This is a genomic window from Lacibacter sp., assembly GCF_035299325.1.
In the GTDB taxonomy this organism is placed as follows: domain Bacteria; phylum Bacteroidota; class Bacteroidia; order Chitinophagales; family Chitinophagaceae; genus Lacibacter.
Genome location: NZ_DATGWT010000029.1, coordinates 111,838 through 134,820 on the forward strand (window position 1 = coordinate 111,838; position 22,983 = coordinate 134,820).

A 22,983-nucleotide genomic window follows, 5' to 3' on the forward strand; every position below is an offset into this window, starting at 1 on the left:
ACGGATGCTGATATCATTTTCAAATTCTCAAATCCCTTTATTTTCAAATTGATCTTATGACTTTACTTGTAATCATCATAGCACTGGCACTCATCTTTGATTATATCAATGGGTTTCATGATGCGGCCAACTCCATTGCCACAATTGTTTCTACCAAAGTATTAACGCCTTTCCAGGCAGTTGTGTGGGCAGCTTTTTTCAACTTTATTGCCTTCTTTATTTTTACTGATCATGCCGTAGCAAATACCATTGCAAAAACAGTACATAAAGAATTCATCACCATGCCGCTTGTACTTTCCGGTTTGGTGGCAGCTATTTTCTGGAACCTGCTTACCTGGTGGTATGGTATTCCCTCTTCGTCATCACACACATTGATCGGTGGTTTTGCAGGAGCAGCTATTGCGCATGCAGGTTTTGAAAGTATTGATCCTACCAGTATTTATAAAACACTCATCTTTATTATACTTGCCCCTATCATTGGAATGCTGATCTCAGTTTTCATTACCATCGTAACCATCCAGCGAAATTTCTGGCTTAAGATTGCCATTATAGTTGGATTGGTTGCCGGAAGTGTATTCTTGATCCCTTTCAAAAAAGATTTTGAACGCTGGGCCTTACTTATACTCGGTGTTATTTTCGTGAGCACCTATATCTATAATCACTGGCGTGGCGAAACAGCGTACCGCACAGCAAACATGTATAAAAAACTGCAGCTGGTTTCTTCAGCCATTTTCAGTATTGGTCATGGTGGTAACGATGCGCAAAAAGTAATGGGTATTATCATGGCAGCTTTAATTGCCTACGATCCTAACCAGTTTCATTTAGGTGAAATGCCTAACTGGATACCGATCGCCTGTTACTCAGCAATTGCATTAGGTACTATGAGTGGCGGCTGGAAGATCATTAAAACCATGGGTACCAAGATCACCAAGGTTTCTCCATTAGAAGGTGTGGTTGCGGAAACGGCAGGTGCCATTACTTTATTTACCGCAGCTAATTTGGGTGCACCGGTAAGTACAACTCATACCATCACAGGTTCAATTGTGGGTGTGGGCGCAACAAGACGTTTAAGTGCGGTGCGTTGGGGTGTAACCATCAACCTCCTGTGGGCGTGGATATTGACGATTCCTGTTAGTGCATTGGTAGCAGCATTGGTTTATGCACTGTTCCATTTTTTTATTCCCGGTTTTGATTAAACAGCATTTCAATAGTTAATGAAGAATCCAACCCCCAAGGTTGGATTTTTTATTTATGGCAGGTAGTTGCATCTTTGCGGCTCAATAAGTGACCTGTGAAATATCCAAAAAAAGAAATTGAAGGAAATTGACCGGGAGTATGCTGACTTTTTTGGATATACTATGTGGCCAAAATCAAATAACAAATAACACATGAAAGGAATTATTCTTGCTGGCGGATCTGGCACACGATTACACCCCATCACCTTTGCCATCAGCAAACAGATCATGCCGATCTATGATAAGCCGATGATCTATTATCCTTTATCGGTTTTAATGATGGCAGGCATCCGTGAAATACTGATCATATCCACTCCGCAGGATCTTCCTAACTTCAAAAGGCTGTTGGGTGATGGAAAGAATTTGGGCATTGAATTTTCCTATGCTGAACAGGCAGTTCCCAACGGACTCGCCCAGGCATTTGTAATAGGCGAAGAATTTATCGGGAACGATAAAGTAGCGCTTGTACTTGGTGATAATATCTTTTACGGTGCAGGTTTAGGCAAGTTACTCGCCAACAACACCGATCCTGATGGCGGTATCATTTACGCTTATCATGTGAGCGATCCCGAACGTTATGGTGTGGTTGACTTTGATGAGAACATGAACGCCTTGAGCATTGAAGAAAAACCTTCGAACCCAAAAAGCAATTACGCAGTCCCCGGTTTATATTTCTATGATAATGATGTGGTGCGTATCGCCAGGGAATTAAAACCAAGTCCACGTGGTGAATATGAAATTACCGATGTGAATAAAGAATACCTGAAACTTGGTAAATTGAAGGTGTCAATTCTCGACCGTGGCACTGCCTGGTTAGATACAGGAACCTTTGATTCACTGATGCAGGCCTCACAGTTTGTACAGGTAATTGAACAGCGACAAGGCATTAAGATCGCCTGCATCGAAGAAATTGCATGGCGCAAAGGATTTATAACAACAGAGCAATTACAGGAACTGGCGAAGCCATTATTGAAAAGCGGTTACGGACAGTATATTATGAATCTCATCAAACAATAAAACAATACAGCGATACATATTTATGAAAAAAATCTTAGTTACTGGCGGATGTGGTTATATAGGAGCACACACCATTGTTGATCTTGTTGAAAACGGATACGATGTTGTTTGCGTAGATAATAACTCACGCTCCAACACCAAGCTGCTGGAAGGTGCCGAAACAATTCTCGGTAAGAAAGTAAAAAGCTACAAAGTTGACCTTTGTAACTACGATGAAACATATGCTGTGTTGCAGGAAAACCCCGACATCACTGGCGTTATTCATTTTGCTGCGTACAAAGCCGTGGGTGAAAGTGTTGAACGCCCATTAATGTATTTTGAAAATAACCTGCTTTCACTCATCAACCTGTTGAAATGTGTACAGGAGTTCCAGATACCGCATTTTGTATTCTCATCTTCCTGCACAGTATATGGTAATCCGGATGTGGTGCCTGTAACAGAAGAAACACCACCCAAACCGGCTGAAAGTCCATACGGCTATACCAAGCAAATGGGCGAACAGATCGTAAGTGAATCGGTAAAGAGTTTTTCAACCAATGCTATTTTGCTGCGTTACTTCAACCCGGTTGGTGCACACCCAAGTTGCGTTATTGGCGAATTACCATTGGGAAAGCCACAGAACCTGGTGCCTGCCATTACACAAACAGCCATTGGTAAACTACCGCAAATGACTGTGTTTGGTAATGATTATCCAACCAGAGATGGCTCATGTGTGCGTGATTTTATTCATGTTTGCGATCTTGCACATGCACATACACTGGCCATTGATTACCTGGTAGAACAAAAAAATCTTTCCCGCTGCGAAGTGTTCAACCTTGGCACGGGCAATGGCGTTACCGTACTGGAAGCCATCAACATGTTTGAAAAAGTAAGCGGACAAAAACTCAATTATAAAATTGGTCCCCGTCGTGCAGGTGATGTGGTGGCAACTTATGCTAACAATGATAAAGCAAGAACCCGTTTAGGCTGGAACCCCGAATACAGCCTTGAGCAAATGATGGATACGGCCTGGCAGTGGGAGCTGAAACTCAAAAAAGACGAGAGCCTTTACGGAAGCCAGAACAGCATCCTGAATTAATGCAATAAATGCAGCTTGTTGCTGCAACAAAAATCGCAGACCGACGCACGTTCGTTCTGCGATTTTTTGTTTCTGCTCAACTCAAAACTTTCCCTTTTCTTTGCAGCGAAATTGAGGCTGGAGCCTTCCTCCACCTGCTCATATAAAACATAACAAACGTCTTATTTAAACTTCTGCAAATGGCATTACAGGATATCCAGGTAAGCGGCAATAAAGATACCCGTAGCGGTTTTGGCGATGGTATTTTAGAAGCAGCACGCAAGAACGAAAACGTAGTAGCATTAACAGCCGATCTCGCCGGCTCCATGAAACTTCAGGCTTTTATGAAAGAATTTCCTGAGCGTTTTATACAGGTAGGTATTGCAGAAGCAAACATGATCGGTATTGCAGCAGGTTTAACCATTGGCGGTAAAATTCCTTTCACCACAACATTTGCCAACTTCAGTACAGGTCGTGTGTATGATCAGATCCGTCAATCAGTTGCGTATAGTGATAAGAATGTAAAGATCTGTGCATCACATGCCGGTTTAACGCTGGGTGAAGATGGTGCAACACACCAGATCTTAGAAGATATTGGTTTGATGAAGATGTTACCCGGCATGACGGTGATCGTTCCCTGCGATTATAACCAAACAAAACAGGCAACAATGGCTGTGGCTGAACACCACGGACCTGTTTACCTGCGTTTCGGTCGTCCGGTATGGCCCATTTTTACCCCTGCAGAAGGTGATTTCGTGATTGGTAAAGCACAGAAGTTCAGCGATGGTACTGATGTGACCATCTTTGCTTGTGGCCATATGGTTTGGTATGCTATACAAGCCGGTTTACAATTACAGGAAAAAGGAATCTCTGTTGAAGTGATCAACATTCATACGATCAAACCATTGGATGAAGAAGCGGTATTGGCGTCCATCAAAAAAACAAAATGTGCTGTTACAGCTGAAGAGCATAACATCATTGGTGGTTTAGGCGATAGCATTGCACAGGTTGCAGCAAAGAACTTCCCTATCCCGATTGAAATGATCGGCACAAAAGATACCTTCGGTGAAAGTGGCAAACCTGTTGATCTGTTGAAAAAATATGGTTTGGATGTAGTGGATATTGTGGCTGCTGCTGAAAAAGTGATGAGCAGAAAATAAGAGAACTACTTGCTTAGAATAAGAAACCCCGGCCGCAGTGTTGGGGTTTTGTATTATGTTCAAAAATCCACAAATAGTTTAACTAAAATGGATTTCTACATTTCGTAAATCATCCTTCTGAAGAGTTACCTTATCTTCTTTCCCAAACTATACGGAAGAAGAGAAACGGCTGTTGAAAATTCTCGACGATGCATATATCGCTGCACGATATGAGGATGATTTTTCACCTGCACTCACCAACCTTGAATTATTATTGCAAAAAGTACAACAGCTGCACCAATCAGCAATGCCTGCAGTAAAACACAGGTTAAGCCTGCCGGCCCGATCAACGAAACTCTTTGGCATCCACTTCATTGCTGGATGTCTTTGTAATTTGTCAGCAACCTTCGTGTATCTCCCTGTCTTTGTGTCTCCACGGCTGCCTTCCTCCTTTAAAGAAATGCTTCCGCCTTTAGCCAGCTCTCTCATCACCATCCCCACAACCTCTCTGTATTTCTCCCTGCTTCGTTCACCCACGGGCACAAGCTGCTTGTAAACAACAGACGCAATCTTTGAGGCAATCCCCAAGCGCTCTGCATACCGCATCGTTTCCGCAAAGGCAGGATCATGCTTCACCCGTTCTGCCGACAGACTGCTCTTCTTCCGTGCATAGTACTTGCCGTCCATTTTGTAAAAGCAAATACCATGAACCGTACCGACGATTTGTAATAACCCGATTTGTTTCGCCATACACACAAGATAAAAACTACAGATTTTTGCAAAAAAACAAACGGCCATTTATGCCGTTTTTATCACTTTTTGCCACTTTTTGCCGCAAAAGAGCGTTTATAGCACTTTTGAACAAATCATGTATGGCTAACCAATGCCGGGATAAAGGCACTTTACGCCCACCTTTCCAGCTATTAAAAGCGCTCAAACTGGCAGTCCCCCTCCTGTAAACAAGGCCCATTCGTATAAGCTTGAGTACACATAACACATCTCAAACATTTACAACAATTCCTTCTTACTACTTCCGGAACCTATAAATTGCCATTAAACTTTTCACCCCAAAAGCCATCTTACCCCTGGCTTTTTCTATTTTTATAACCCGATAGAAAGATCCAAACCAGAAAACCTCTATTCAACAATGACGCAACCAGACGACAAGGAATTACTGCTGCAGTTCCATGAACCTGCCACAAAAGAGCGGGCTTACACCCGTATCATCAAAAAATACCAGGAAAAACTTTACTGGCATATCCGCCGCATGGTGGTAGAGCATGAAGATGCCAACGATGTGCTGCAAAATATGTTCATCAAAGTGTGGAATGGGTTGGAAAACTTCAGGGAAGATGCCCAGCTTTACACCTGGCTTTACCGCATTGCCACCAACGAAAGCCTCACTTTCCTTGAACAGCGTAAAAAACGGACCGCCGTTTCAATGGATCAGGTGGAAGCAGGTCTCAGCAATACCATTAAAGCCGATAAGCATTTTGATGCTAATCGCCTCGAGTGGAAATTACAACTGGCCATTCAACAACTCCCTGAAAAACAGCGGGCTGTGTTCAATCTCCGGTATTATGATGAGATGCCGTACGAGGAAATGAGCCGTGTACTGGAAACGAGCGAGGGCGCCCTCAAGGCCAGCTATCATCACGCAGTAAAAAAAATAGAGGATTTTATCCTCAACCGTTAAACGAAGGACCTCAATAAACATCTATAGAAACAGAAAATGACAAGGAATAAAGACATAGTGAATGAATTGGAGCAGATCAGTGCAGTTGTAGCGCAGATCAACCCCATGGTGCCTTACCAGGTGCCGGAGGTTTATTTCGACACACTCAGCTCAGTGATCATGGCTCGTATTGCGGCAGGTGGGCATGAAGAAAACACCCTGTTACAGGTGGCGGGTAAGCAAATGCCGCAGGATGTTCCTGCCGGTTATTTCGATACCCTGAGCGATTCAATCCTGGCCAGAGTGAAAGCACAGCCGGAGCAAACAGCAACTGAAGAACTGAATGTATTATCGCCTTTGTTGGCAGGTATCAGTAAAAGCAACGTGTATGAAGTACCTGACGGGTATTTCGATGCAGTGGCAGATACAGTAAGCAAACAGGTGAAAGAAGAAACAAAAGTTGTTTCCATCTTCAGCCGCAAACTGATCATCCGTTATGCAGCAGCAGCAGTTGTATTCACCATGATTGCGTTTGGAATAAATATGGTGATGAAACAACAATCAACCTCTGTAGCCTTCGCAATAGCCGGCGTAGATCCAATTAAAACACAAAAGCAATTCAATAACGAATTGGCTGCATTGAGTGATGATGCAATTGTAAGTTACCTGAAGCTAACAGCCGATACAAAAGATATCGACAAGATCAAAGAATCAATTGATCAAAGCAAGCTGCCTGAAGAAACAGATTACATGGATGAAGAATTTCTTGAATCATTCATGAAAGAACTTGAAAAAACAACGACCACTACTAACACACAAATAAATTAAAAACACCGGAGGATAGTACAATGAAAAAGATAATGACAATGATGTTGGTTCTTGCATTCAGCCTTTCAGGTTATGTGTATGCACAGGAAAATCAACCCGACCCTAAGGATCATGAAAAGATCAAAGCACTTGAAATTGCATTCATCAGTCGTAAGCTCAACTTAACTGAAAATGAAGCGCAACGGTTCTGGCCTATTTACAACGAATATAAACGTGATGTAAACCAGGTAATGCTTACACAACGGAACAATCCAAACAAAGATGTGGTGGATGATGAACAAAGGATATTAGATGTAAGAAAAAAGTATCGTGATCGTTTTGTTGGTGTAATAGGACAGCCCAGAATGAATAAATTCTTTCAGGCAGAACGTGAGTTTCGTGGAGTGTTATTGAATCAGTTAAAGAACCGCCCAAACAAGCCAATGTTGCAACGTCAAAAGAGAAATTAATTTGGAATTTTAGGTTCTTATGTTATAAATTTGCGAATAGGTGTTTTTCATAGGTTAGCAACGGCCGACTCTTTTCAGGGTTGGCCTATTTTTTTGCCTTGAAACCCGCTGCAGCACTGCATTTCAACCATCCAATAAAAATAATAAAGCCATCTTCTGCCAGTAGTTTACTTCAGACAACTTTACAAAAACAACGGGTTTAATGATGACTTTAAAGAAAAAAATATGTGTGCCTTAAGCGTGCATTCTGTGTTTAAAAGTGCTCGCCTTAAAAGCTAAACACAGGTGTTTTAAGATCATGATAGAATAAAAACTTCCAGTTTTCTTTCTGGCCTTGTGCCCACCACTTCACACGAAGATCAGCAGCAAGCTTTCCATCAAAATCATATTTGGTAACAAACTTTGTTTTCATTTGAAACAACTGCGGCGCAACATCACCACCAAAGAAAACGGTTTCGTTATTCTCTTTTATCCAGAATACCTGGTGCCATGGACTATGCCCACCTGTCCATTCATAATGAATATAATCATCGATCACGCCTGAGCTTTCTACAAGCTGCAAATGATCTGATTGAGGCAATATGCTTACATCATCAATTGCATACGACTTTGATAATTTGCTTACAGCAATTTCAAGCTCTTGCTTGTTTACAATATATGTTGCGTTTGGAAAACTGATGAAACGTTGTTGTAATACAGCATCTTCTTTACTCACACCACCTGCATGATCTCTATGCAAATGACTCATCAACACTTTTGTTACTTCCATTGGATTAATGCCTGCCTGCATGAGGTTATGATGTATCTGCAATGTGCCATCGGGCATTGTAAACCCTAAGCCAGTATCAAGTAACAAAATATCTTTCTCCGTAATAACAACAAATGGCTGCACTTCAACCAGTAAACTACCTGCAGGGCGATCTTTGATATTATCTTTTTCGGGATCAAAAGGAACAAATTTCTTGGAACCATCAACTGTGAAACTACCTTCTGAAAGTGGAATTATTCTCATGTATCTTATTATTTACGTGCAACTGCTGTTGCCTGAATTCATGTAACAGGTTGCAAAGATACAGGCAGGAAGTTTAATCAATTCATCACCAGTTTTGGTGCGCCGATCATGGTATCAAAAATGAATAGTTCATCCAGTTCATACTGAATATACTTACGGATAGGAAACTTATCGATCATTTCTGCAGCCTCCATTTCAGACTCAGCATTCAACACTACCCAGCCTTTGGTGCGTAAGCCATTTACAGAATAAGTAATGATCACTTCTTCACGCATTAAATCATTGATATGTTGCCGATGACTTGGTATGATTGCCCAAAAATCATCTTCCAGTAAATCGGGGAGGTAAAATGTGCAGAGATATTTTTTCATACACGAAGGATTTAACGTGATCAATAACAGAACAGCATGCAAACGTTGATCTTCTTATCGAAGCACCATACTACGGTCAGCATCAAGACGCAGCATAATAAAGATCAGGATGGTGAATGTAACAAGTGATGATCCACCATAGCTTAGTAAAGGTAATGTAATCCCGATTACGGGCATTAAACCAATTGTCATGCTGATATTGATCATGACATGAAAGAGAAGAATAGCCGCCACGCTGTAACAATACACCCGTGAAAAGGTACTTCGTTGTCGTTCAGCCAGTGTTATAATCCGATAAAGTAAAAAGAAATATAACCCGAGCAGCAAAGCGCTGCCCCAAAAACCAAAGCTTTCAGCAATAGCTGTGAAAATAAAATCGGTATGCTGCTCAGGCACAAAATCGCCTTGCGTGGTAACACCTTTTAAAAATCCTTTACCAGCCAATCCGCCGGAACCAATTGCGATTTTTGATTGCTTTACGTTGTAAGTGTAATCTCTTTTTTTGCCACTTGCCTGCTCCTTTTCAAATTGTGCAATACGTTCAGCCGATCTTGGAATGTAACTTTTACCAAACATGTTTAACACACGTGCGGCCTGGTAAGGTTTCATGATCTTATCAAATACAACAATATTCACAAACATGTGAAAGCCCAGCAACACGAGATAAATAATGATCATAGCGAGTAATAAAAACAGGTTACGCTTGATCGGTCGCCAGAAATAATAAATAATGATCAATGCAATAATGCCCAACGCAATTGCATAAACCATAAACGACAATACGATGGATGAGATAAACAATACCACAAAGGAGAAGCCAACGATCAGATACATTGCAGGTAACCCTTCCCGGTACATCACCAAAAAGAAAGAAAAGTAAACCAATGCCAAACCGGTTTCCTTTTGCGCAATAGATAATAGTGCAGGACCGAGTGTTAAAGCAAAAGCTATGAGATGCGAACGAAGATTATTAAACTCTGTTTCCTGCCTGCTTAAGTATTTTGCCAACGCCAATGCAGTAAATACTTTACATAACTCGGCAGGTTGCAAGTTAAAGCCACCACCTAAAGCGATCCATGATTTTGAACCACTGATATCTTTCCCGATCACAAATGTCAATAACATCAGTAAGATACCAGCCATGTACAACAGATTGGCAATGGTGGTAAAGAACTTGCTGTCGGTTAATAAAATAAATACACCAACGAGTGAGCTGATACCAATGAACAGCACTTGCCGTGAATAGTTTTTCTTTAACTCCAGCAATGATTGAACAAACGAATCGCCCATACGAAACTCAACAGAGAATATGGCAATAAAACCCACCAGCACTAAGGCGTAATACAACAAAACCGTTGTAGCATCAACCCCTTTTCCTATGCTTGCCTGTTTCTCCATCAGCTGTTACGTTGTTTCGCCTCTTTAAATGATTGTAATCGTTCAGTTGGTATAATAGCAATAAGCTTTGTTTGCTTTTCTTTTCTTGCCGGTTGTTTTGCCGGGGAAAATGGAGCAGTTCTCAACTGACCAATTGCTGTTGAATCAAGTCGCATGCGTCTTTCTTTCACACGTTGGGCAGAATCTCTCAACTGTCTGATCGAATCTCTTCTGTGCAATTCATATCTGATCTTTGCCGGTGTGATCACCACATTACTGATACGTTCGATCTCTGCTTTACGTTTATCACCAGCAATAGAATCGGTCAGGAATTTTTCCATCAGTAACGATGCAATTGGTGCTGCCCATGTTGAACCATAGCCTGCATTTTCCACCACCACACAAATAGCGATCCTCGGATTATCCTTCGGTGCAAATGCCACAAAGAATGAATGGTTCTGCTGCTTCTTGTTTCTGAAATAATTCTCTACGGTTCCTGTTTTTGCACAAACTGCGAAGCCATCAATAGCAGCGTTACGAGCTGTACCATTGGTTACCACCATTTCCATACCGTCAATTACAGCCTGGTAATAATCGTTTGGAATATGCAGAGGTGAGATCTTTTGACGATACTTGTTGAGCAAGGTATCTTCTGCAGTTTCACCATCGATATTTTTTACAAAGTGAGGCGTGTAATACCAACCCCTGTTTGCAATTAAACACATGGCATTGGCCATTTGCATAGGAGTGGCCTGTATTTCACCCTGTCCGATACCTAGTGATGCAATGGTGCATGAACTCCAGCCGCCCTTTCTAAAAACTTTGTTGTAACGTGCAGTATCAGGAATATAACCAGCGTATTCACCAGGCAGATCAATACCCAACCGATGACCTAATCCAAACCCCGACATATATTCTTTCCACTTCATCAAACCACCTTCAATATTTCCAATCTTATTATTATCTAGTGCCATTCGAAATACATGCGCATAATAAGAGTTGCAGGAATTGGCAATGGATAAACTTAAATTGGCAGCATGGCCGGCATTACTGTGTGTACATGCTGGTCGGCCACAAGGACCGTAACGTCCAAAACAGGAGTAACCAAATTCAGGAGTAATTAATCCCTCATCTAAAGCAACTAAGGCACCTAATGGTTTAAAGGTTGAACCCGGAGGATAAACACCTTGCATACCACGATTCAGTAACGGCGATGCAGGATCTAAAAACAATCTGCTGAAATTCTTTCTCGATTCAGAACCTGTTAACTCGTTAGGATCATAAGTCGGGCCCGATGTCATGGCAATGATGCCGCCTGTTTTTGGTTCAATGGCCACCACACTTCCAACTTTGCCATTCATTAATTTCTCAGCAAGTTGTTGCACTTCCACATCAATGTAAGTGTTGAGATGACGACCTGCAACAGAAGCAGTATCAAACTCACCGTTTTCATATTTACCAATAGGCCGGTTGAAATTATCACGCAGGATGTATTGAATACCCCGCTGCCCCATCAATATTTTTTCGTAATAACTTTCCAATCCGCTTCGCCCTGCAAAATCACCCATCTGGTAAAAGAAGTTGGAACGCTTTAACATGGGCGAATCAACTTCACCTACATAACCAAGAATATGAGCGGCTGCACGGTAAGGGTACGTTCGAATCGGTCGTTCCTGTAAAAAGAAAGCAGGTTGAAACCGGAACAAATTCTCATTTACTCTTGCATATTTAGCAGGAGATAACAAAGCCTCAAATACCGATGGGCGTCTTGGTGAATTTTTGATGATAGCAGTAAGAATCCGTTGTTTGAACTCTGCAGTATCAATTTCGAGAATCCGGCAAAGGGTGAAAGTATCTACCCCTTTTAATTGCGATGGTGTAACCATCAGATCATACATCGTTGTATTATCTAAAATTGCTTTGCCCTTACGGTCGAAAATAATACCACGACTTGGATAAACAATTTTTCGAAATATAGCCTGGTCGTTTGCAAGCTTTGAATACTTGGAAGTAAACAGTTGTAATGTCATCAATCGTACAAGGATGATGGCAAACACAATTGCTATAATAATACGGATGGTTGTTTGTCGTGATTGATTAAATTCGGCCATGGCCTTTTATAAGGTTTTTCAAAATTTGCGTATCAGGTATTGGTTAAAAACTTCTGCTTTCGTATAAAGATAATTTCAATTACTGTTATCAGCAACAAACTTACTACGGTTGAGCCTAATGTTTTTAATAAAAGATATAAGATGTTGCCAAATTGAAATGCCTGGATGGTAAACAACCACCCATGATGAAACAATGTGAGTACAGAAACATAGGTAACATATTGTGTAAACCCAAGACTTGCAACAGAAGGTTCACGATAGTTAAACTCAACACCTTGTTGCGGTACAAGCAGATTAATAAGAAAAGGACGCATGTAACCTAAGAACACGCAGGCAGCAGCATGCAGGCCGGGTGTTTTTGTAAAGAAATCGAGACTGATGCCGCAAATGAATGACACCAATAACAAACTGCTGCGACTGATGCTAAAAGGCAACCACAAAATAAACAGGAAATAAATATAGGGTGTGATGTATTGATGCAAAGGCGGCACCTGGTTAAGGACAAACACCTGCAACAATGTGAATAAGATCAAACGGATGATATTTCGTAAGAGGTTGCTCATTTCTTTTGCTTGGTGCGTTTTTCCAGTTCAAGTTGTTCTTCACGCTGCAGGTTAGCCACCACAAATACATTCTGCAAGCTGCTGAAATCATTTGCAGGACGAACATACAACAGGTAATTATTGGTACTTTTTTCAAGCAGCACTTTTTCAATAACACCGATCATAATACCCGAAGGAAAATCGGAGTATTGGCTTGTAAGGACAGTATCGCCTTTTGCAAGCTTTACGCTCTTTGGTATGTCACGCAACTGCACAATTCTTGGATCTTTTCCATCCCATTCAATACGTCCGCTCTCGCCTGTTTTCTTCAACCTTGCACTGATGCGGCTTTGCTTGTTCAGCATACTCATGGCCGTAGAAAAATTTTCCGTTACATCCAGCACAACACCTGCAACTCCACTGGCAGTAATCACTACCATTCCAGGTTGCACCCCTTGTTTACTGCCACGATGAATGGTGAAATAATTATTAGGCTGAGTAATTGAATTATTTACAACAGCAGCCTCCATATAAAGATACTTACGCAAAACACCGGTTGTATCTACAGGGATTGAATCTGTAACAACACGTTGTGTAGTATCGGGGCTTTGAAAATTTTCAGCCAGTTTGTTTTGTACTTCGGCCAGTCGTTTACGCAGTGCTTCATTTTCTTTTTTTAGACTGAAGTAACCGCTCACTTTGCTGTACTGTTTTTCAATCCTGCCGGTTATTTCACCGGCGGTATCCATATAAGCGGCCTGGTGAAATTTATTATACCTGAAAAGCAGGGACATACTCACTACCTGTAAAAGCAGGAAAAACAACAAAACCGAAAAGCGCCTGATAAAAGCAAAAAGATTCCGCACGAAAGGTGGGTTTTAATTGGTTCTTCCGTTTATAGATGTCCCAGTCAATTGCGCATCACAAACGGATAGCGATTGTAATTTTTAAGTGCAATACCTGTGCCTCTTACCACACTCTTCAGCGGATCATCAGCTATATGAACAGGTAATTTAATTTTTTGATTGAGACGTTTATCTAAGCCACGGAGCAAGGCACCACCACCGGTGATGTAAATACCACGACGGTAAATATCAGCAGCCAGCTCAGGAGGAGTCATCTCAAGTGCTTTCAGGATAGCTTCTTCAATTTTGAAAATGCTTTTATCCAAAGCTTCAGCAATTTCCTGGTAGCTTACCATGATCTGCTTAGGAATACCTGTTACAAGATCACGACCGTTCACCGGAATATCATCGGGCGGACTATCCAGTTCTTTCATAGCAGCACCGATCTGTATTTTAATTTGCTCGGCTGTACGTTCACCAATAAGTAAACTGTGATAGCGACGAAGTGCTTCCATAATATCAGCCGTAAATTCATCACCTGCAATACGGATACTTTGGTCGCAAACAATACCGGCAAGGGCAATTACAGTTATACCGGTAGTTCCACCACCAATATCAACGATCATATTACCAACCGGTTCTTCCACATCAATACCAATACCAAGGGCTGCTGCCATTGGTTCGTGAAGAAGATATACTTCCTGTGCGCCGGCCTGTTCGGCACTGTCACGCACAGCTCTTTTTTCCACTTCGGTAATACTGGAAGGTATACAGATCATCATCCGCCATTTTGGGGCGAACAAAGGCTTTTTGGTCAATACTAATTTGATGAGTTCACGGATCATTAACTCAGCCGCATTGAAATCGGCAATTACGCCATCTTTCAACGGACGAACAGTGCGGATGCTTTCATGGGTTTTTTCATGCATCATCAATGCCTTCTTACCCACAGCCAACACATTCTTGGGGTTATTTCGATCGAGAGCAACGATGGATGGCTCATTCACCACAATTTCATCGTTATGTATAATGAGGGTATTAGCGGTACCCAGGTCCATTGCTATTTCCTGAATAAAAAAGTTGAAGAGTCCCATATTGGTTACTGGAAATTATAATTCCGATGGTTGCAAATTTGAGTGAAAAATTTGGAATAACAACGCTAAAACCGTGCCCGTAAGTGTTTTTCCAGCCAAATTTTTAAAAACTGGTTGAACCCTTGCCTGCAAAGCATTTCATCAATAGCATGAAAAACAAAACGGGTGTTTCTAAAACTTCGTTTACGCTTGTCAGTTAGTTGTTATGAACTCATAACCGATATCGCTGCGGTAATACATTTTCATGAAGCGTATACCTTCAAGTACCTGCTTTGATCTTGCTACCGATTCAGCCACATCTTTTCCAAAAGAAGTAACTGTAAGCACACGGCCACCATTGCTGACGATTTTGCCTTCTTCTGCCACAGTACCGGAATGGAAAATGACTGTTTCTTCATTTGACTGATCGAGGCCGGTAATTTCATAACCTTTAATATAATCGCCTGGATACCCGCCGCTTACAGCTACCATTGTTACAGCAAAACGAGGGTCCTGCTCGATTTTGATTTGATCTACTTCTCCTTTAGCTGTTGAAACAAGCATTTCAACAAGATCATTTTTCAGTCGTGGAATCACCACTTCTGTTTCGGGGTCGCCCATGCGGCAGTTATATTCAATTACATAAGGCTCGTTGTTCACTTTAATGAGACCGATAAACACAAATCCTTTATAAACAAATCCCTCTTGATTAAAGCCATTGATAGTTGGTTCGATGATCCGCTCTTTTACTTTTTGCATAAACACATCATCTGCAAAAGGTACCGGGCTTACCGCACCCATGCCACCCGTATTAAGACCGGTATCGCCTTCCCCAATCCGTTTGTAATCCTTGGCCTCGGGCAAAATGCAATAGTTTTTGCCATCGGTTAACACAAATACACTTACTTCAATACCATTCAGAAATTCTTCGATCACCACTTTCTTACCAGCATCACCAAATTTGTGCTGATTGATCATCATGTCAAATTCAGCAACCGCTTCCAGATGATTATTGCAGATGATCACTCCCTTACCTGCCGCCAGTCCGTCGGCTTTCAACACAACAGGCAACGCATGGTTCATGAGATATTCACGGCCTTCATCAAAATTCTCGTCGGTAAACTCTTTGTAAGAAGCAGTGGGGATATTGTGGCGCTCCATAAAGGTTTTGGCAAAGGCCTTACTTCCTTCGAGCTGGGCTGCATATTTTGATGGCCCGATCACACCTAACCAACCTTCAGCAAAAGGGTTGGTTTTATGTGCTTCTTCAAAATGATCATACACTCCTTTCACCAGCGGATCTTCGGGACCAACAACTATCAAGTGAATCTGTTTGTAACGACAGAACTGTTCCATCGCTTCAAAATCACCATCCACCCGTAAAGAAATATTGGTGCCGCACAAAGCAGTGCCGGCGTTGCCGGGAGCGATATACAATTCATCACACAAAGGACTTTGTACAAATTTCCAGGATAAGGCATGTTCACGGCCACCGGAGCCAAGCAGTAGTATATTCATGTCGGATTTTACTTCAGGCCCGAAATTAGCCTATACTGCTGCAACTTCCTAAACCTTTCATCAAAACTGCAAGAATGCGAACAGTGATTAGCCGTTTCCATTTATTCCTTACTTTCGGCACTCCACGATTAAAAAAACTTAAACCAATTGTATGAGCGAAACAACGGCACAAAAAGGACATCCGAAAGGTCTTTGGGTTTTATTTGGCACAGAAATGTGGGAACGATTCAACTATTATGGCATGCGTGCCGTACTGGTTTTATTCATGACCAAAGCTTTGATGTTCGATAAAGCATTTGCTTCTAATTTATATGGCAGTTACACCAGTCTAGTTTACCTCACTCCTTTAATTGGTGGTTATATTGCAGATCGTTATTGGGGCAACCAACGTTCGATCATAGCAGGTGGTATTGTAATGGCCTTAGGTGAATTTTTATTATTCTTTTGCGGATCAACTTACTCTTCTTCACCGGAATTATCTTCTTTATTGTTCTTTTCCGGCCTTGGTTTAATGATTGCCGGTAATGGTTTTTTCAAGCCGAATATTTCGTCGCTCGTTGGGCAACTGTACCCTAAGAACGATAAAAGAATTGACCCGGCTTATACCATTTTCTATATGGGTATTAATGTGGGTGGCGCTCTTGGTCCGTTTATTTGCGGACTTGTTGGCGACACCGGCGACCCTGCTGATTTCAAATGGGCATTCTTAGCCGGCGGTATTGGTATGCTGATAAGTGTGGCTGTGCAATTAATGTTTCATAAAAAATATGTGCTTGGCCCTGATAATAAAGTGCTTGGTCTTACTCCGACAAACTCGCCAGCCATCTGGATAAAACCGATTGCTATTATTCTTGGCCTTGCAGCTTTTTCGGCATTAGCGATCGGCATGCTTTATATTGATGCGAAAGTGGTAAGCTACATGACTTATCTGCTTGCCGGTTCAGCTATTCTGATTTTTGTGATGGTAATGACCGACAAAACATTGAACAAATTTGAAAAGAACAGGGTGATCGTTCTTTTCACCGTTGTATTTTTTGTGATCTTTTTCTGGAGTGCCTTTGAACAGGCTGGTGCGTCACTTACTTTCTTTGCTGAAGAGCAAACCCAACGTGACCTTGGCTTTTTTACTGTTCCAGCAAGCTGGTTCCAATCACTTAACTCAATATTTGTAGTAGCGTTCGCCCCGGTTTTTGCATGGTTATGGATAAAACTTGGCAAAAACGAGCCTTCCGCTCCAACAAAAATGGCCATTGGTTTATTCTTACTTGCCATTGGATATTTGTGGATCGCATTTGGAGTAAAGAATGTTGGCACAGGAATTAAAGTAAGTATGATCTGGTTAACAGGAATGTATGCGTTGCACACCTGGGGTGAACTTTGCTTGTCGCCGATCGGTTTATCATTAGCAAACAAACTTGCACCATTTAAGTATGCATCGTTATTGATGGCTGTTTGGTTTTTAGGTAACGCATTTGCGAATAAGCTTGCTGGAGTATTAAGTGCTTTATATCCCGATGGAAAAACTAAGACATTCCTGGGGTATGAAATGAATGACAATTATGACTTCTTCATGCTTTTTGTAGTGATGGCAGGTGTAGCATCGCTCATTCTCTTTCTCCTTACAAAGAAATTACAGACGATGATGCATACGGATCAGCAATAGTCAAACTAAAATAAAATAAAGAGGGCGGTCGCTTTGCGACCGCCCTCTTTATTTATAAAAGGCTTTCTTAGAATTTGAATGAGTTGAATATTTTATTAGCCGTTGTTTCATATGCATCACGTTCACCTTCTTTACTTACATAAGTGAGTACATAACCTTTCCCATTGTTCACACAGAACAATTGTTTGATCTGGATCTCACTTGTCATTTCACCATATTTTCCTTTGTAAATGATCTGGTAAGCACGTGACCCGTTCCGGTTAAAGAACATCGATGAAACTTCACGATAGCCTTTCACCAAACCTTTTACTGCATCCATATTTGTTTTTACATAATCATCAACCGTGGTGCCGGAGTTTATTTCTTCGATCTGCAGATTGAGGTTCTGGAAAAATTTATCGTCTTCATTCTCTGCCGGTGACGTTAATTTAAAAACAGCATTTTCTGACTTGTCATCAAACTTCCAATCGCCGGGATAGCCAATGGTATAACGGCCTTTCGGATCGCTATACTTTTTTAACTCGCTACTGGTTGTAGAGGGAGTGTTGGGTGAGTTTGTTGTGTTATTATTTGGCTTGTTGTTGGTACCTGTATTCAGGTCATTCACCGGAATACGTGCCGGCTGCGCCCATGCAGCAGCAGAAGACACAACAAGGATAAGGGCTACGACTAACTTTTTCATTTCTTGATGGTTGTGGTATAAAAGTACAAACTTGTTTCACATCATGCAATGAAAACCCTGTCAACCGCTTAAAATACCGTCTTCCACGGATAGTTTCCATTGGTCAACAACCATGTTTTTGATTAAAAAAGAAAAAGATTAGTTTTGCAACTCTTATTTCTACGCATATGAAGTTCCTTACTGTCTTTTTATAAAAGACACTCACGCCGAAACACCAATTACCTGAAGTAACACTTCAGCTATTCCATTTTATATACTATTAAACCTTTTTCATGACGACGATTAATAACCGTAACAGGCTATCATATATCTATCAAACATTTAAACAATCACTCAATGGTGAGGAGCAGGATTATACACAGGGCAGTATCCGTAAAGCCGTGTTTCTTCTGGCTATTCCCATGATCCTTGAACTGAGCCTTGAAAGCGTATTCGCAGTAGTGGATATGTTCTTTGTAGGCAAGCTGGGCAAAAATGCCATTGCTACAGTTGGCTTAACAGAATCGGTGATCATGATCGTTTACTCTGTTGCCATTGGCTTAAGTACTGCTGCCACAGCAGTTGTAGCAAGACGGATTGGTGAAAAAAATCCGGATGCTGCGGCACATGCCGGTGCACAGGCAATGGTGCTGGGCATCAGCGTTGCTATAGTCATCAGCATCATTGGAGTAATTTATGCAAGCGAGATCTTACAGTTAATGGGCGCTGCAAGTGATGTTGTAAAAGAAGGCGCAATTTTCACCCGCATTATGTTGGGCGGAAGTGTTGTGATCCTTCTTCTCTTCCTGATTAATGGTATTTTCAGGGGAGCAGGTGATGCAGCCATGGCCATGAAAAGTTTATGGATCGCCAGCTTGTTGAATATCATCCTCTGCCCCATTCTCATTCATTTTATGGGTTTGAAAGGTGCTGCTATTGCAACGGTACTTGGCCGAAGTTCAGGTGTGGCTTATCAATGCTGGCATTTGTTTAAAGGCAGTGGTTTATTGCAAATGAAAAAGAAACATTTTCATTTCGATGGTCCATTGATCCGTTCACTCACAACTATAGCATCACCCGCAACGTTCCAATTTATTATTGCAACCGGTAGCTGGATCGTGTTGGCAAAATTAGTTGCTGAAAGTGGCGGCACTACAGCATCGGCAGGTTACCAGATAGCCATCCGTAATGTAGTGTTCTTTATTTTACCTGCATGGGGGTTAAGTAACGCAGCAGCAACATTGGTTGGACAAAATCTTGGTGCGAAAGAAATACAACGTGCAGAGCAAAGTGTTTTGCTCGCAGCAAAGTATAACGCTATTTTCATGAGCTTCGTAACAGTGTTGTTTGTATTCTTTGCCACACCAATCATCCGCATCTTTTCACAGGAAGAAGCCGTTGTTGCCTATGGTGCAAGAGCATTGCAGATTATTGGTGCCGGTTATATTTTTTATGGCATTGGTATGGTGATGGTGCAGGCACTCAATGGAGCCGGTGATACCAAAACACCAACGGTGATCAATTTTATTTGCTTCTGGTTGTTCCAGATACCGTTTGCTTATTTATTAGCAAAAGGACTTGATCTGAAATCAACCGGTGCATTCATTGCCATACCTGTAGCAGAAACGTTGATTGCATTAATGGCCTGGTATTATTTCAAAAAAGGCAAATGGAAAACAGTACAGGTATAAAAAACAAAGCCCCCGTTGCAACGGGGGCTTTAACCAGGAAACCGACTGTCAATATTATTTGATCTCGCTCATCCATTTTTCAGTAAACGTTCTTGCTGTTGTAATAACATCCTTTCCTGCACGAAAAGCCATTTTCCAACGGTTGCCTTTGCTTTCGTAAGCCCGGTTTACAAAATACTTCTTACCATTCTTCGTAATAAGTTCTGCTTCAAAATCAATATCAGCTGTTTCAATTAAAAACTCCTGCAGTCTTTTCTTCACATACAGTAAATGATTCGATGGATATTTTGCTTCCCAATCAGCTATCTGCCTGTCGTAATTCTGTTGATTTTGTTTTACCGCCTGCTCGTAATTTTTTGCATAGGCAGCATTGTGTTTACTATTGGGATCTTCCACTTTCTTTAGATCTTCCTTAGCACTAATGAGTACTTTTTCAAAGATTGGTTTGTTAGCAGCATCTGCTTTCTTAATGGTTTCTTCCAATTGAGCTATCCCTTTTTTCTGGTTAGCAACGGCCTCCGCACGCATTTCTTCAGGTGTCTGCAATTTTTGAAATTTAGGTTTATAATAATCCCGCATTTCATTGTAGTTCTTAATAAAGTCGGCTGTGCTTACATATTTTTTTGTGTAAGAGAGAATATCGCTTGCCACCGCAGCACGGTTACCTGCTGCGATATTCTTAATACCCTTGATACCATACGTATCAAGCGAACCGCCCAGAATCCCCTGCCTGATCTTTTCTTCAGCACCGGGCTTTGTTAATCCCAGTTGTTTTAAGAAATCATCGCCCAGTGAACGTACAGTGAACGAAATAAGTGAGCAACTTGCTACTGTTATTACAGCAGCAATACTTAACACTTTAAAGCCCTTGGCTATATAATTAGTTTTTTTCATTGTGATGGTGTTTATTATTTAGTAATGATTAGGCGAGCATAGCTCCTTCAGTAAGTTGTTCCTGTATTTTTTGCCAACGGCATTCTGCCAGTTCATTTACAGCCAGGTCAACATAGGAGTTAAAGACAAATTCAGGCGCATTATTTTTTACCTGCTTCAACCAGTCAATAATTTCTGTGTTAGAAAGACCACGCATCATCCATTTATTGTACAAAGGCATTTTATCGGCAGGAACGTGTGCAATAATCTTCATGGTGATGCCGTGCAATACTTCATCATCATAATAGCGCCATAATAATTTATTCAGCACATCTTCCTCTTTCTTCATGTGCTCAAGGTTAAACAGCATGAATTCAAATACTGCGTTGCTGATGGCAGCGCCAATTTCACGTTTAGCATCGGGAGAAATCGTAAGTGAAAAAGCCTGCAACAAGCCATTGAGTTTATTGCTGAGTGCAAGATCTTTTACATGCTCCTGTGCAAACACATCAACAACGGATGGCTCATACTCTACAATAGCCGGCAGTATGAATGTATCTTCTGTATGCGCATGTTCATCAAACAGATCGAGGATGATCTTTACCTGCTGTACAGCTTCATCAGCATCTTCTGCATCGGTAAAATCTGTTTGCTGCAGTTTAATGATGGTTTCATAAAGTAATGCACGGAGACCTTTATGTACCTGGTTGAAAATATTGTAACGTTTCATAAATAAGGTTTAATGGTGAAAAAATGATGATGATGTAAAATTGATGCACAATTGCTGCATGGAAAACGCATGATGTGATGAGTTGGCTTTTTTGCTGCATGAAATGTTGATGACTAAAAAAATCGCATATGCCATCCTGATAAAATAAATAAGCCGGGAGTGTTACGGCACTCCCGGCTTATTTCTCATGATTCAGATTGCAGTGATCACTTTACGGAGTGAACCCGCTTTTACGATGCCTGTCTCAATACAAATCCTTCCAGAATAATATTTGTAATACCACCGATCTTTTCAATGCGCATTTTGGTTGGGTAGTAACCGGTTGCCTGAACCTTCGCCGGTTGAGGAATATCACGCACAAAACCGGAGTTAGCTAAAATAAAAGCTTCTGTGATCATTGGTTCATAAAATGTTACTTTACCATCATAAGAACCATAGATGAATGTTTGGGTAAATGGTGCGCCGCTTAATTCAGGAGAAGTAAAGTCGAGCCAGTGTACACCCATCTTTGGAACACCACCGCCGGGATTGAAATAAGTAGCAGGGAAATACGCAGGTGCAGGCCAGTTCTTGTGTTTGCTGCTGTCAACTTCGTATGGAGGAATTGCATCTACCTCTGCAGGTGAAATGGTATAAAAATGAAAATCGAAGTGAGGCAATCCATAAATGAATTCCGGTTCATGACCATGCGGGTTCCATCCAAGACCAACATGATTGAATACTGATTTCACTTTAGGATGAAACTGTAATGTAACATTATTGCTGTGATCATGTCCGCCGTTATTATCGCCGCCACGATCGAGACTGCTCATTGCTGCTTCATCAATAGCAACAGCTAAACGAAGTGGTTTATCAGTTTCATCTACTTCGTACCATGTCCACGCTTTTCCGTGTTGAAATGGAACTACCGGACCGTTAAATACTTTTTGTTTGTCTTCTTTCTTACAGGAAGTTAAAATGGTGCCTGCCAACAGAGTTAAAATAAAAAACCGTTTCATTGTTTTGTTTGAGGTTTAATGATTGAATGATTAACGACACAAAGATGTTATGGACAGCAGCAGAAAGAAATACTGTTGTGCATGAATTGCAGTATTAAGGCAGTGAATTGTAGTTGCA

At 41.3% G+C, this 22,983-nt stretch carries 22 protein-coding genes; 9 read left to right on the forward strand and 13 right to left on the reverse strand.

Annotated elements, in window-relative coordinates:
- Window positions 1–56: 56 nt before the first annotated feature.
- The 4 genes from VK159_RS17505 (at window position 57) to VK159_RS17520 (ending at window position 4,469) form a co-directional block, all read left to right on the forward strand.
- On the forward strand, window positions 57–1,196 hold the full coding sequence (locus VK159_RS17505) for an inorganic phosphate transporter (RefSeq protein ID WP_324231460.1): 1,140 nt from the start codon (window positions 57–59) through the stop codon (window positions 1,194–1,196).
- Between the two features lie 192 nt (window positions 1,197–1,388).
- Window positions 1,389–2,252 carry a glucose-1-phosphate thymidylyltransferase RfbA gene (gene rfbA, locus VK159_RS17510; RefSeq protein WP_324231461.1) on the forward strand — a complete coding sequence of 288 codons (864 nt, stop codon included), beginning with the start codon at window positions 1,389–1,391 and terminating at the stop codon, window positions 2,250–2,252.
- Window positions 2,253–2,274: 22 nt separating this feature from the next.
- Window positions 2,275–3,330: a UDP-glucose 4-epimerase GalE gene (gene galE, locus VK159_RS17515; RefSeq protein ID WP_324231462.1), complete on the forward strand. Its 1,056-nt coding sequence runs from the start codon at window positions 2,275–2,277 to the stop codon at window positions 3,328–3,330.
- 179 nt (window positions 3,331–3,509) lie between these two features.
- Complete coding sequence (locus VK159_RS17520; RefSeq protein ID WP_324231463.1) at window positions 3,510–4,469, forward strand: transketolase family protein; 960 nt, start codon at window positions 3,510–3,512, stop codon at window positions 4,467–4,469.
- Between the two features lie 147 nt (window positions 4,470–4,616).
- On the opposite strand, the gene VK159_RS17525 is transcribed toward VK159_RS17520, so the two are convergent.
- Window positions 4,617–5,198, reverse strand: a complete 582-nt coding sequence (locus VK159_RS17525; protein WP_324231464.1) for a hypothetical protein — start codon at window positions 5,196–5,198, stop codon at window positions 4,617–4,619.
- 397 nt (window positions 5,199–5,595) lie between these two features.
- On the opposite strand from VK159_RS17525, the gene VK159_RS17530 reads away from it, so the two are divergent.
- The 3 genes from VK159_RS17530 to VK159_RS17540 are packed head-to-tail and all read left to right on the forward strand — an operon-like array spanning window position 5,596 to window position 7,400.
- Window positions 5,596–6,144 carry a sigma-70 family RNA polymerase sigma factor gene (locus VK159_RS17530; RefSeq protein WP_324231465.1) on the forward strand — a complete coding sequence of 183 codons (549 nt, stop codon included), beginning with the start codon at window positions 5,596–5,598 and terminating at the stop codon, window positions 6,142–6,144.
- A gap of 36 nt (window positions 6,145–6,180) precedes the next feature.
- On the forward strand, window positions 6,181–6,951 hold the full coding sequence (locus tag VK159_RS17535) for a hypothetical protein (protein ID WP_324231466.1): 771 nt from the start codon (window positions 6,181–6,183) through the stop codon (window positions 6,949–6,951).
- A 20-nt stretch (window positions 6,952–6,971) separates the two neighbouring features.
- Window positions 6,972–7,400 carry a hypothetical protein gene (locus VK159_RS17540; RefSeq protein ID WP_324231467.1) on the forward strand — a complete coding sequence of 143 codons (429 nt, stop codon included), beginning with the start codon at window positions 6,972–6,974 and terminating at the stop codon, window positions 7,398–7,400.
- 268 nt (window positions 7,401–7,668) lie between these two features.
- Here VK159_RS17540 and VK159_RS17545 read toward each other — a convergent pair whose 3' ends face one another.
- The 8 genes from VK159_RS17545 to purD form a co-directional block, all read right to left on the reverse strand.
- Entirely contained in the window at window positions 7,669–8,412 is a 744-nt protein-coding gene (locus tag VK159_RS17545; RefSeq protein WP_324231468.1) for an MBL fold metallo-hydrolase, read from the reverse strand.
- Between the two features lie 77 nt (window positions 8,413–8,489).
- The gene (locus VK159_RS17550) at window positions 8,490–8,783 is read right to left on the reverse strand and encodes a hypothetical protein (RefSeq protein ID WP_324231469.1); all 294 of its coding nucleotides are present in this window, start codon (window positions 8,781–8,783) and stop codon (window positions 8,490–8,492) included.
- Window positions 8,784–8,837: 54 nt separating this feature from the next.
- Window positions 8,838–10,181 carry a rod shape-determining protein RodA gene (gene rodA, locus VK159_RS17555; RefSeq protein ID WP_324231470.1) on the reverse strand — a complete coding sequence of 448 codons (1,344 nt, stop codon included), beginning with the start codon at window positions 10,179–10,181 and terminating at the stop codon, window positions 8,838–8,840.
- Entirely contained in the window at window positions 10,181–12,271 is a 2,091-nt protein-coding gene (gene mrdA / locus VK159_RS17560; protein WP_324231471.1) for a penicillin-binding protein 2, read from the reverse strand. The genes rodA and mrdA overlap by 1 nt, the downstream gene beginning before the upstream one ends.
- Before the next feature lie 32 nt (window positions 12,272–12,303).
- Window positions 12,304–12,834: a rod shape-determining protein MreD gene (locus VK159_RS17565; protein WP_324231472.1), complete on the reverse strand. Its 531-nt coding sequence runs from the start codon at window positions 12,832–12,834 to the stop codon at window positions 12,304–12,306.
- Entirely contained in the window at window positions 12,831–13,679 is an 849-nt protein-coding gene (mreC, locus tag VK159_RS17570) for a rod shape-determining protein MreC (protein WP_324231473.1), read from the reverse strand. Before mreC ends, VK159_RS17565 begins: the two co-directional genes overlap by 4 nt.
- A 44-nt stretch (window positions 13,680–13,723) precedes the next feature.
- Entirely contained in the window at window positions 13,724–14,752 is a 1,029-nt protein-coding gene (locus VK159_RS17575; protein ID WP_182803849.1) for a rod shape-determining protein, read from the reverse strand.
- Window positions 14,753–14,944: 192 nt separating this feature from the next.
- Window positions 14,945–16,249, reverse strand: coding sequence for a phosphoribosylamine--glycine ligase (purD, locus tag VK159_RS17580; protein WP_324231474.1), 1,305 nt, complete (start codon window positions 16,247–16,249; stop codon window positions 14,945–14,947).
- Window positions 16,250–16,400: 151 nt separating this feature from the next.
- On the opposite strand from purD, the gene VK159_RS17585 reads away from it, so the two are divergent.
- Window positions 16,401–17,912: a peptide MFS transporter gene (locus tag VK159_RS17585; RefSeq protein ID WP_324231475.1), complete on the forward strand. Its 1,512-nt coding sequence runs from the start codon at window positions 16,401–16,403 to the stop codon at window positions 17,910–17,912.
- Window positions 17,913–17,979: 67 nt separating this feature from the next.
- Here the strand turns inward: VK159_RS17585 and VK159_RS17590 are convergent, their stop codons facing one another.
- Window positions 17,980–18,594: a PsbP-related protein gene (locus VK159_RS17590; RefSeq protein WP_324231476.1), complete on the reverse strand. Its 615-nt coding sequence runs from the start codon at window positions 18,592–18,594 to the stop codon at window positions 17,980–17,982.
- 272 nt (window positions 18,595–18,866) lie between these two features.
- On the opposite strand from VK159_RS17590, the gene VK159_RS17595 reads away from it, so the two are divergent.
- On the forward strand, window positions 18,867–20,264 hold the full coding sequence (locus VK159_RS17595; protein ID WP_324231477.1) for an MATE family efflux transporter: 1,398 nt from the start codon (window positions 18,867–18,869) through the stop codon (window positions 20,262–20,264).
- 54 nt (window positions 20,265–20,318) lie between these two features.
- Here the strand turns inward: VK159_RS17595 and VK159_RS17600 are convergent, their stop codons facing one another.
- The 3 genes from VK159_RS17600 to VK159_RS17610 all read right to left on the reverse strand — a co-directional run bounded on the left by VK159_RS17600 (window position 20,319) and on the right by VK159_RS17610 (window position 22,865).
- Window positions 20,319–21,158: a hypothetical protein gene (locus tag VK159_RS17600; RefSeq protein ID WP_324231478.1), complete on the reverse strand. Its 840-nt coding sequence runs from the start codon at window positions 21,156–21,158 to the stop codon at window positions 20,319–20,321.
- A gap of 28 nt (window positions 21,159–21,186) precedes the next feature.
- Window positions 21,187–21,867, reverse strand: a complete 681-nt coding sequence (locus tag VK159_RS17605; protein ID WP_324231479.1) for a hemerythrin domain-containing protein — start codon at window positions 21,865–21,867, stop codon at window positions 21,187–21,189.
- A 230-nt stretch (window positions 21,868–22,097) separates the two neighbouring features.
- Window positions 22,098–22,865, reverse strand: coding sequence for a hypothetical protein (locus tag VK159_RS17610; RefSeq protein WP_324231480.1), 768 nt, complete (start codon window positions 22,863–22,865; stop codon window positions 22,098–22,100).
- Window positions 22,866–22,983: the final 118 nt, after the last annotated feature.

Coding starts and splice junctions, on each gene's coding strand:
- VK159_RS17505 (WP_324231460.1), top strand. CDS start 57: ATGACTTTACTTGTAATCATCATAGCACTGGCACTCATCTTTGATTAT.
- rfbA (WP_324231461.1), top strand. CDS start 1,389: ATGAAAGGAATTATTCTTGCTGGCGGATCTGGCACACGATTACACCCC.
- galE (WP_324231462.1), top strand. CDS start 2,275: ATGAAAAAAATCTTAGTTACTGGCGGATGTGGTTATATAGGAGCACAC.
- VK159_RS17520 (WP_324231463.1), top strand. CDS start 3,510: ATGGCATTACAGGATATCCAGGTAAGCGGCAATAAAGATACCCGTAGC.
- VK159_RS17525 (WP_324231464.1), bottom strand. CDS start 5,198: ATGGCGAAACAAATCGGGTTATTACAAATCGTCGGTACGGTTCATGGT.
- VK159_RS17530 (WP_324231465.1), top strand. CDS start 5,596: ATGACGCAACCAGACGACAAGGAATTACTGCTGCAGTTCCATGAACCT.
- VK159_RS17535 (WP_324231466.1), top strand. CDS start 6,181: ATGACAAGGAATAAAGACATAGTGAATGAATTGGAGCAGATCAGTGCA.
- VK159_RS17540 (WP_324231467.1), top strand. CDS start 6,972: ATGAAAAAGATAATGACAATGATGTTGGTTCTTGCATTCAGCCTTTCA.
- VK159_RS17545 (WP_324231468.1), bottom strand. CDS start 8,412: ATGAGAATAATTCCACTTTCAGAAGGTAGTTTCACAGTTGATGGTTCC.
- VK159_RS17550 (WP_324231469.1), bottom strand. CDS start 8,783: ATGAAAAAATATCTCTGCACATTTTACCTCCCCGATTTACTGGAAGAT.
- rodA (WP_324231470.1), bottom strand. CDS start 10,181: ATGGAGAAACAGGCAAGCATAGGAAAAGGGGTTGATGCTACAACGGTT.
- mrdA (WP_324231471.1), bottom strand. CDS start 12,271: ATGGCCGAATTTAATCAATCACGACAAACAACCATCCGTATTATTATA.
- VK159_RS17565 (WP_324231472.1), bottom strand. CDS start 12,834: ATGAGCAACCTCTTACGAAATATCATCCGTTTGATCTTATTCACATTG.
- VK159_RS17575 (WP_182803849.1), bottom strand. CDS start 14,752: ATGGGACTCTTCAACTTTTTTATTCAGGAAATAGCAATGGACCTGGGT.
- purD (WP_324231474.1), bottom strand. CDS start 16,249: ATGAATATACTACTGCTTGGCTCCGGTGGCCGTGAACATGCCTTATCC.
- VK159_RS17585 (WP_324231475.1), top strand. CDS start 16,401: ATGAGCGAAACAACGGCACAAAAAGGACATCCGAAAGGTCTTTGGGTT.
- VK159_RS17590 (WP_324231476.1), bottom strand. CDS start 18,594: ATGAAAAAGTTAGTCGTAGCCCTTATCCTTGTTGTGTCTTCTGCTGCT.
- VK159_RS17595 (WP_324231477.1), top strand. CDS start 18,867: ATGACGACGATTAATAACCGTAACAGGCTATCATATATCTATCAAACA.
- VK159_RS17600 (WP_324231478.1), bottom strand. CDS start 21,158: ATGAAAAAAACTAATTATATAGCCAAGGGCTTTAAAGTGTTAAGTATT.
- VK159_RS17605 (WP_324231479.1), bottom strand. CDS start 21,867: ATGAAACGTTACAATATTTTCAACCAGGTACATAAAGGTCTCCGTGCA.
- VK159_RS17610 (WP_324231480.1), bottom strand. CDS start 22,865: ATGAAACGGTTTTTTATTTTAACTCTGTTGGCAGGCACCATTTTAACT.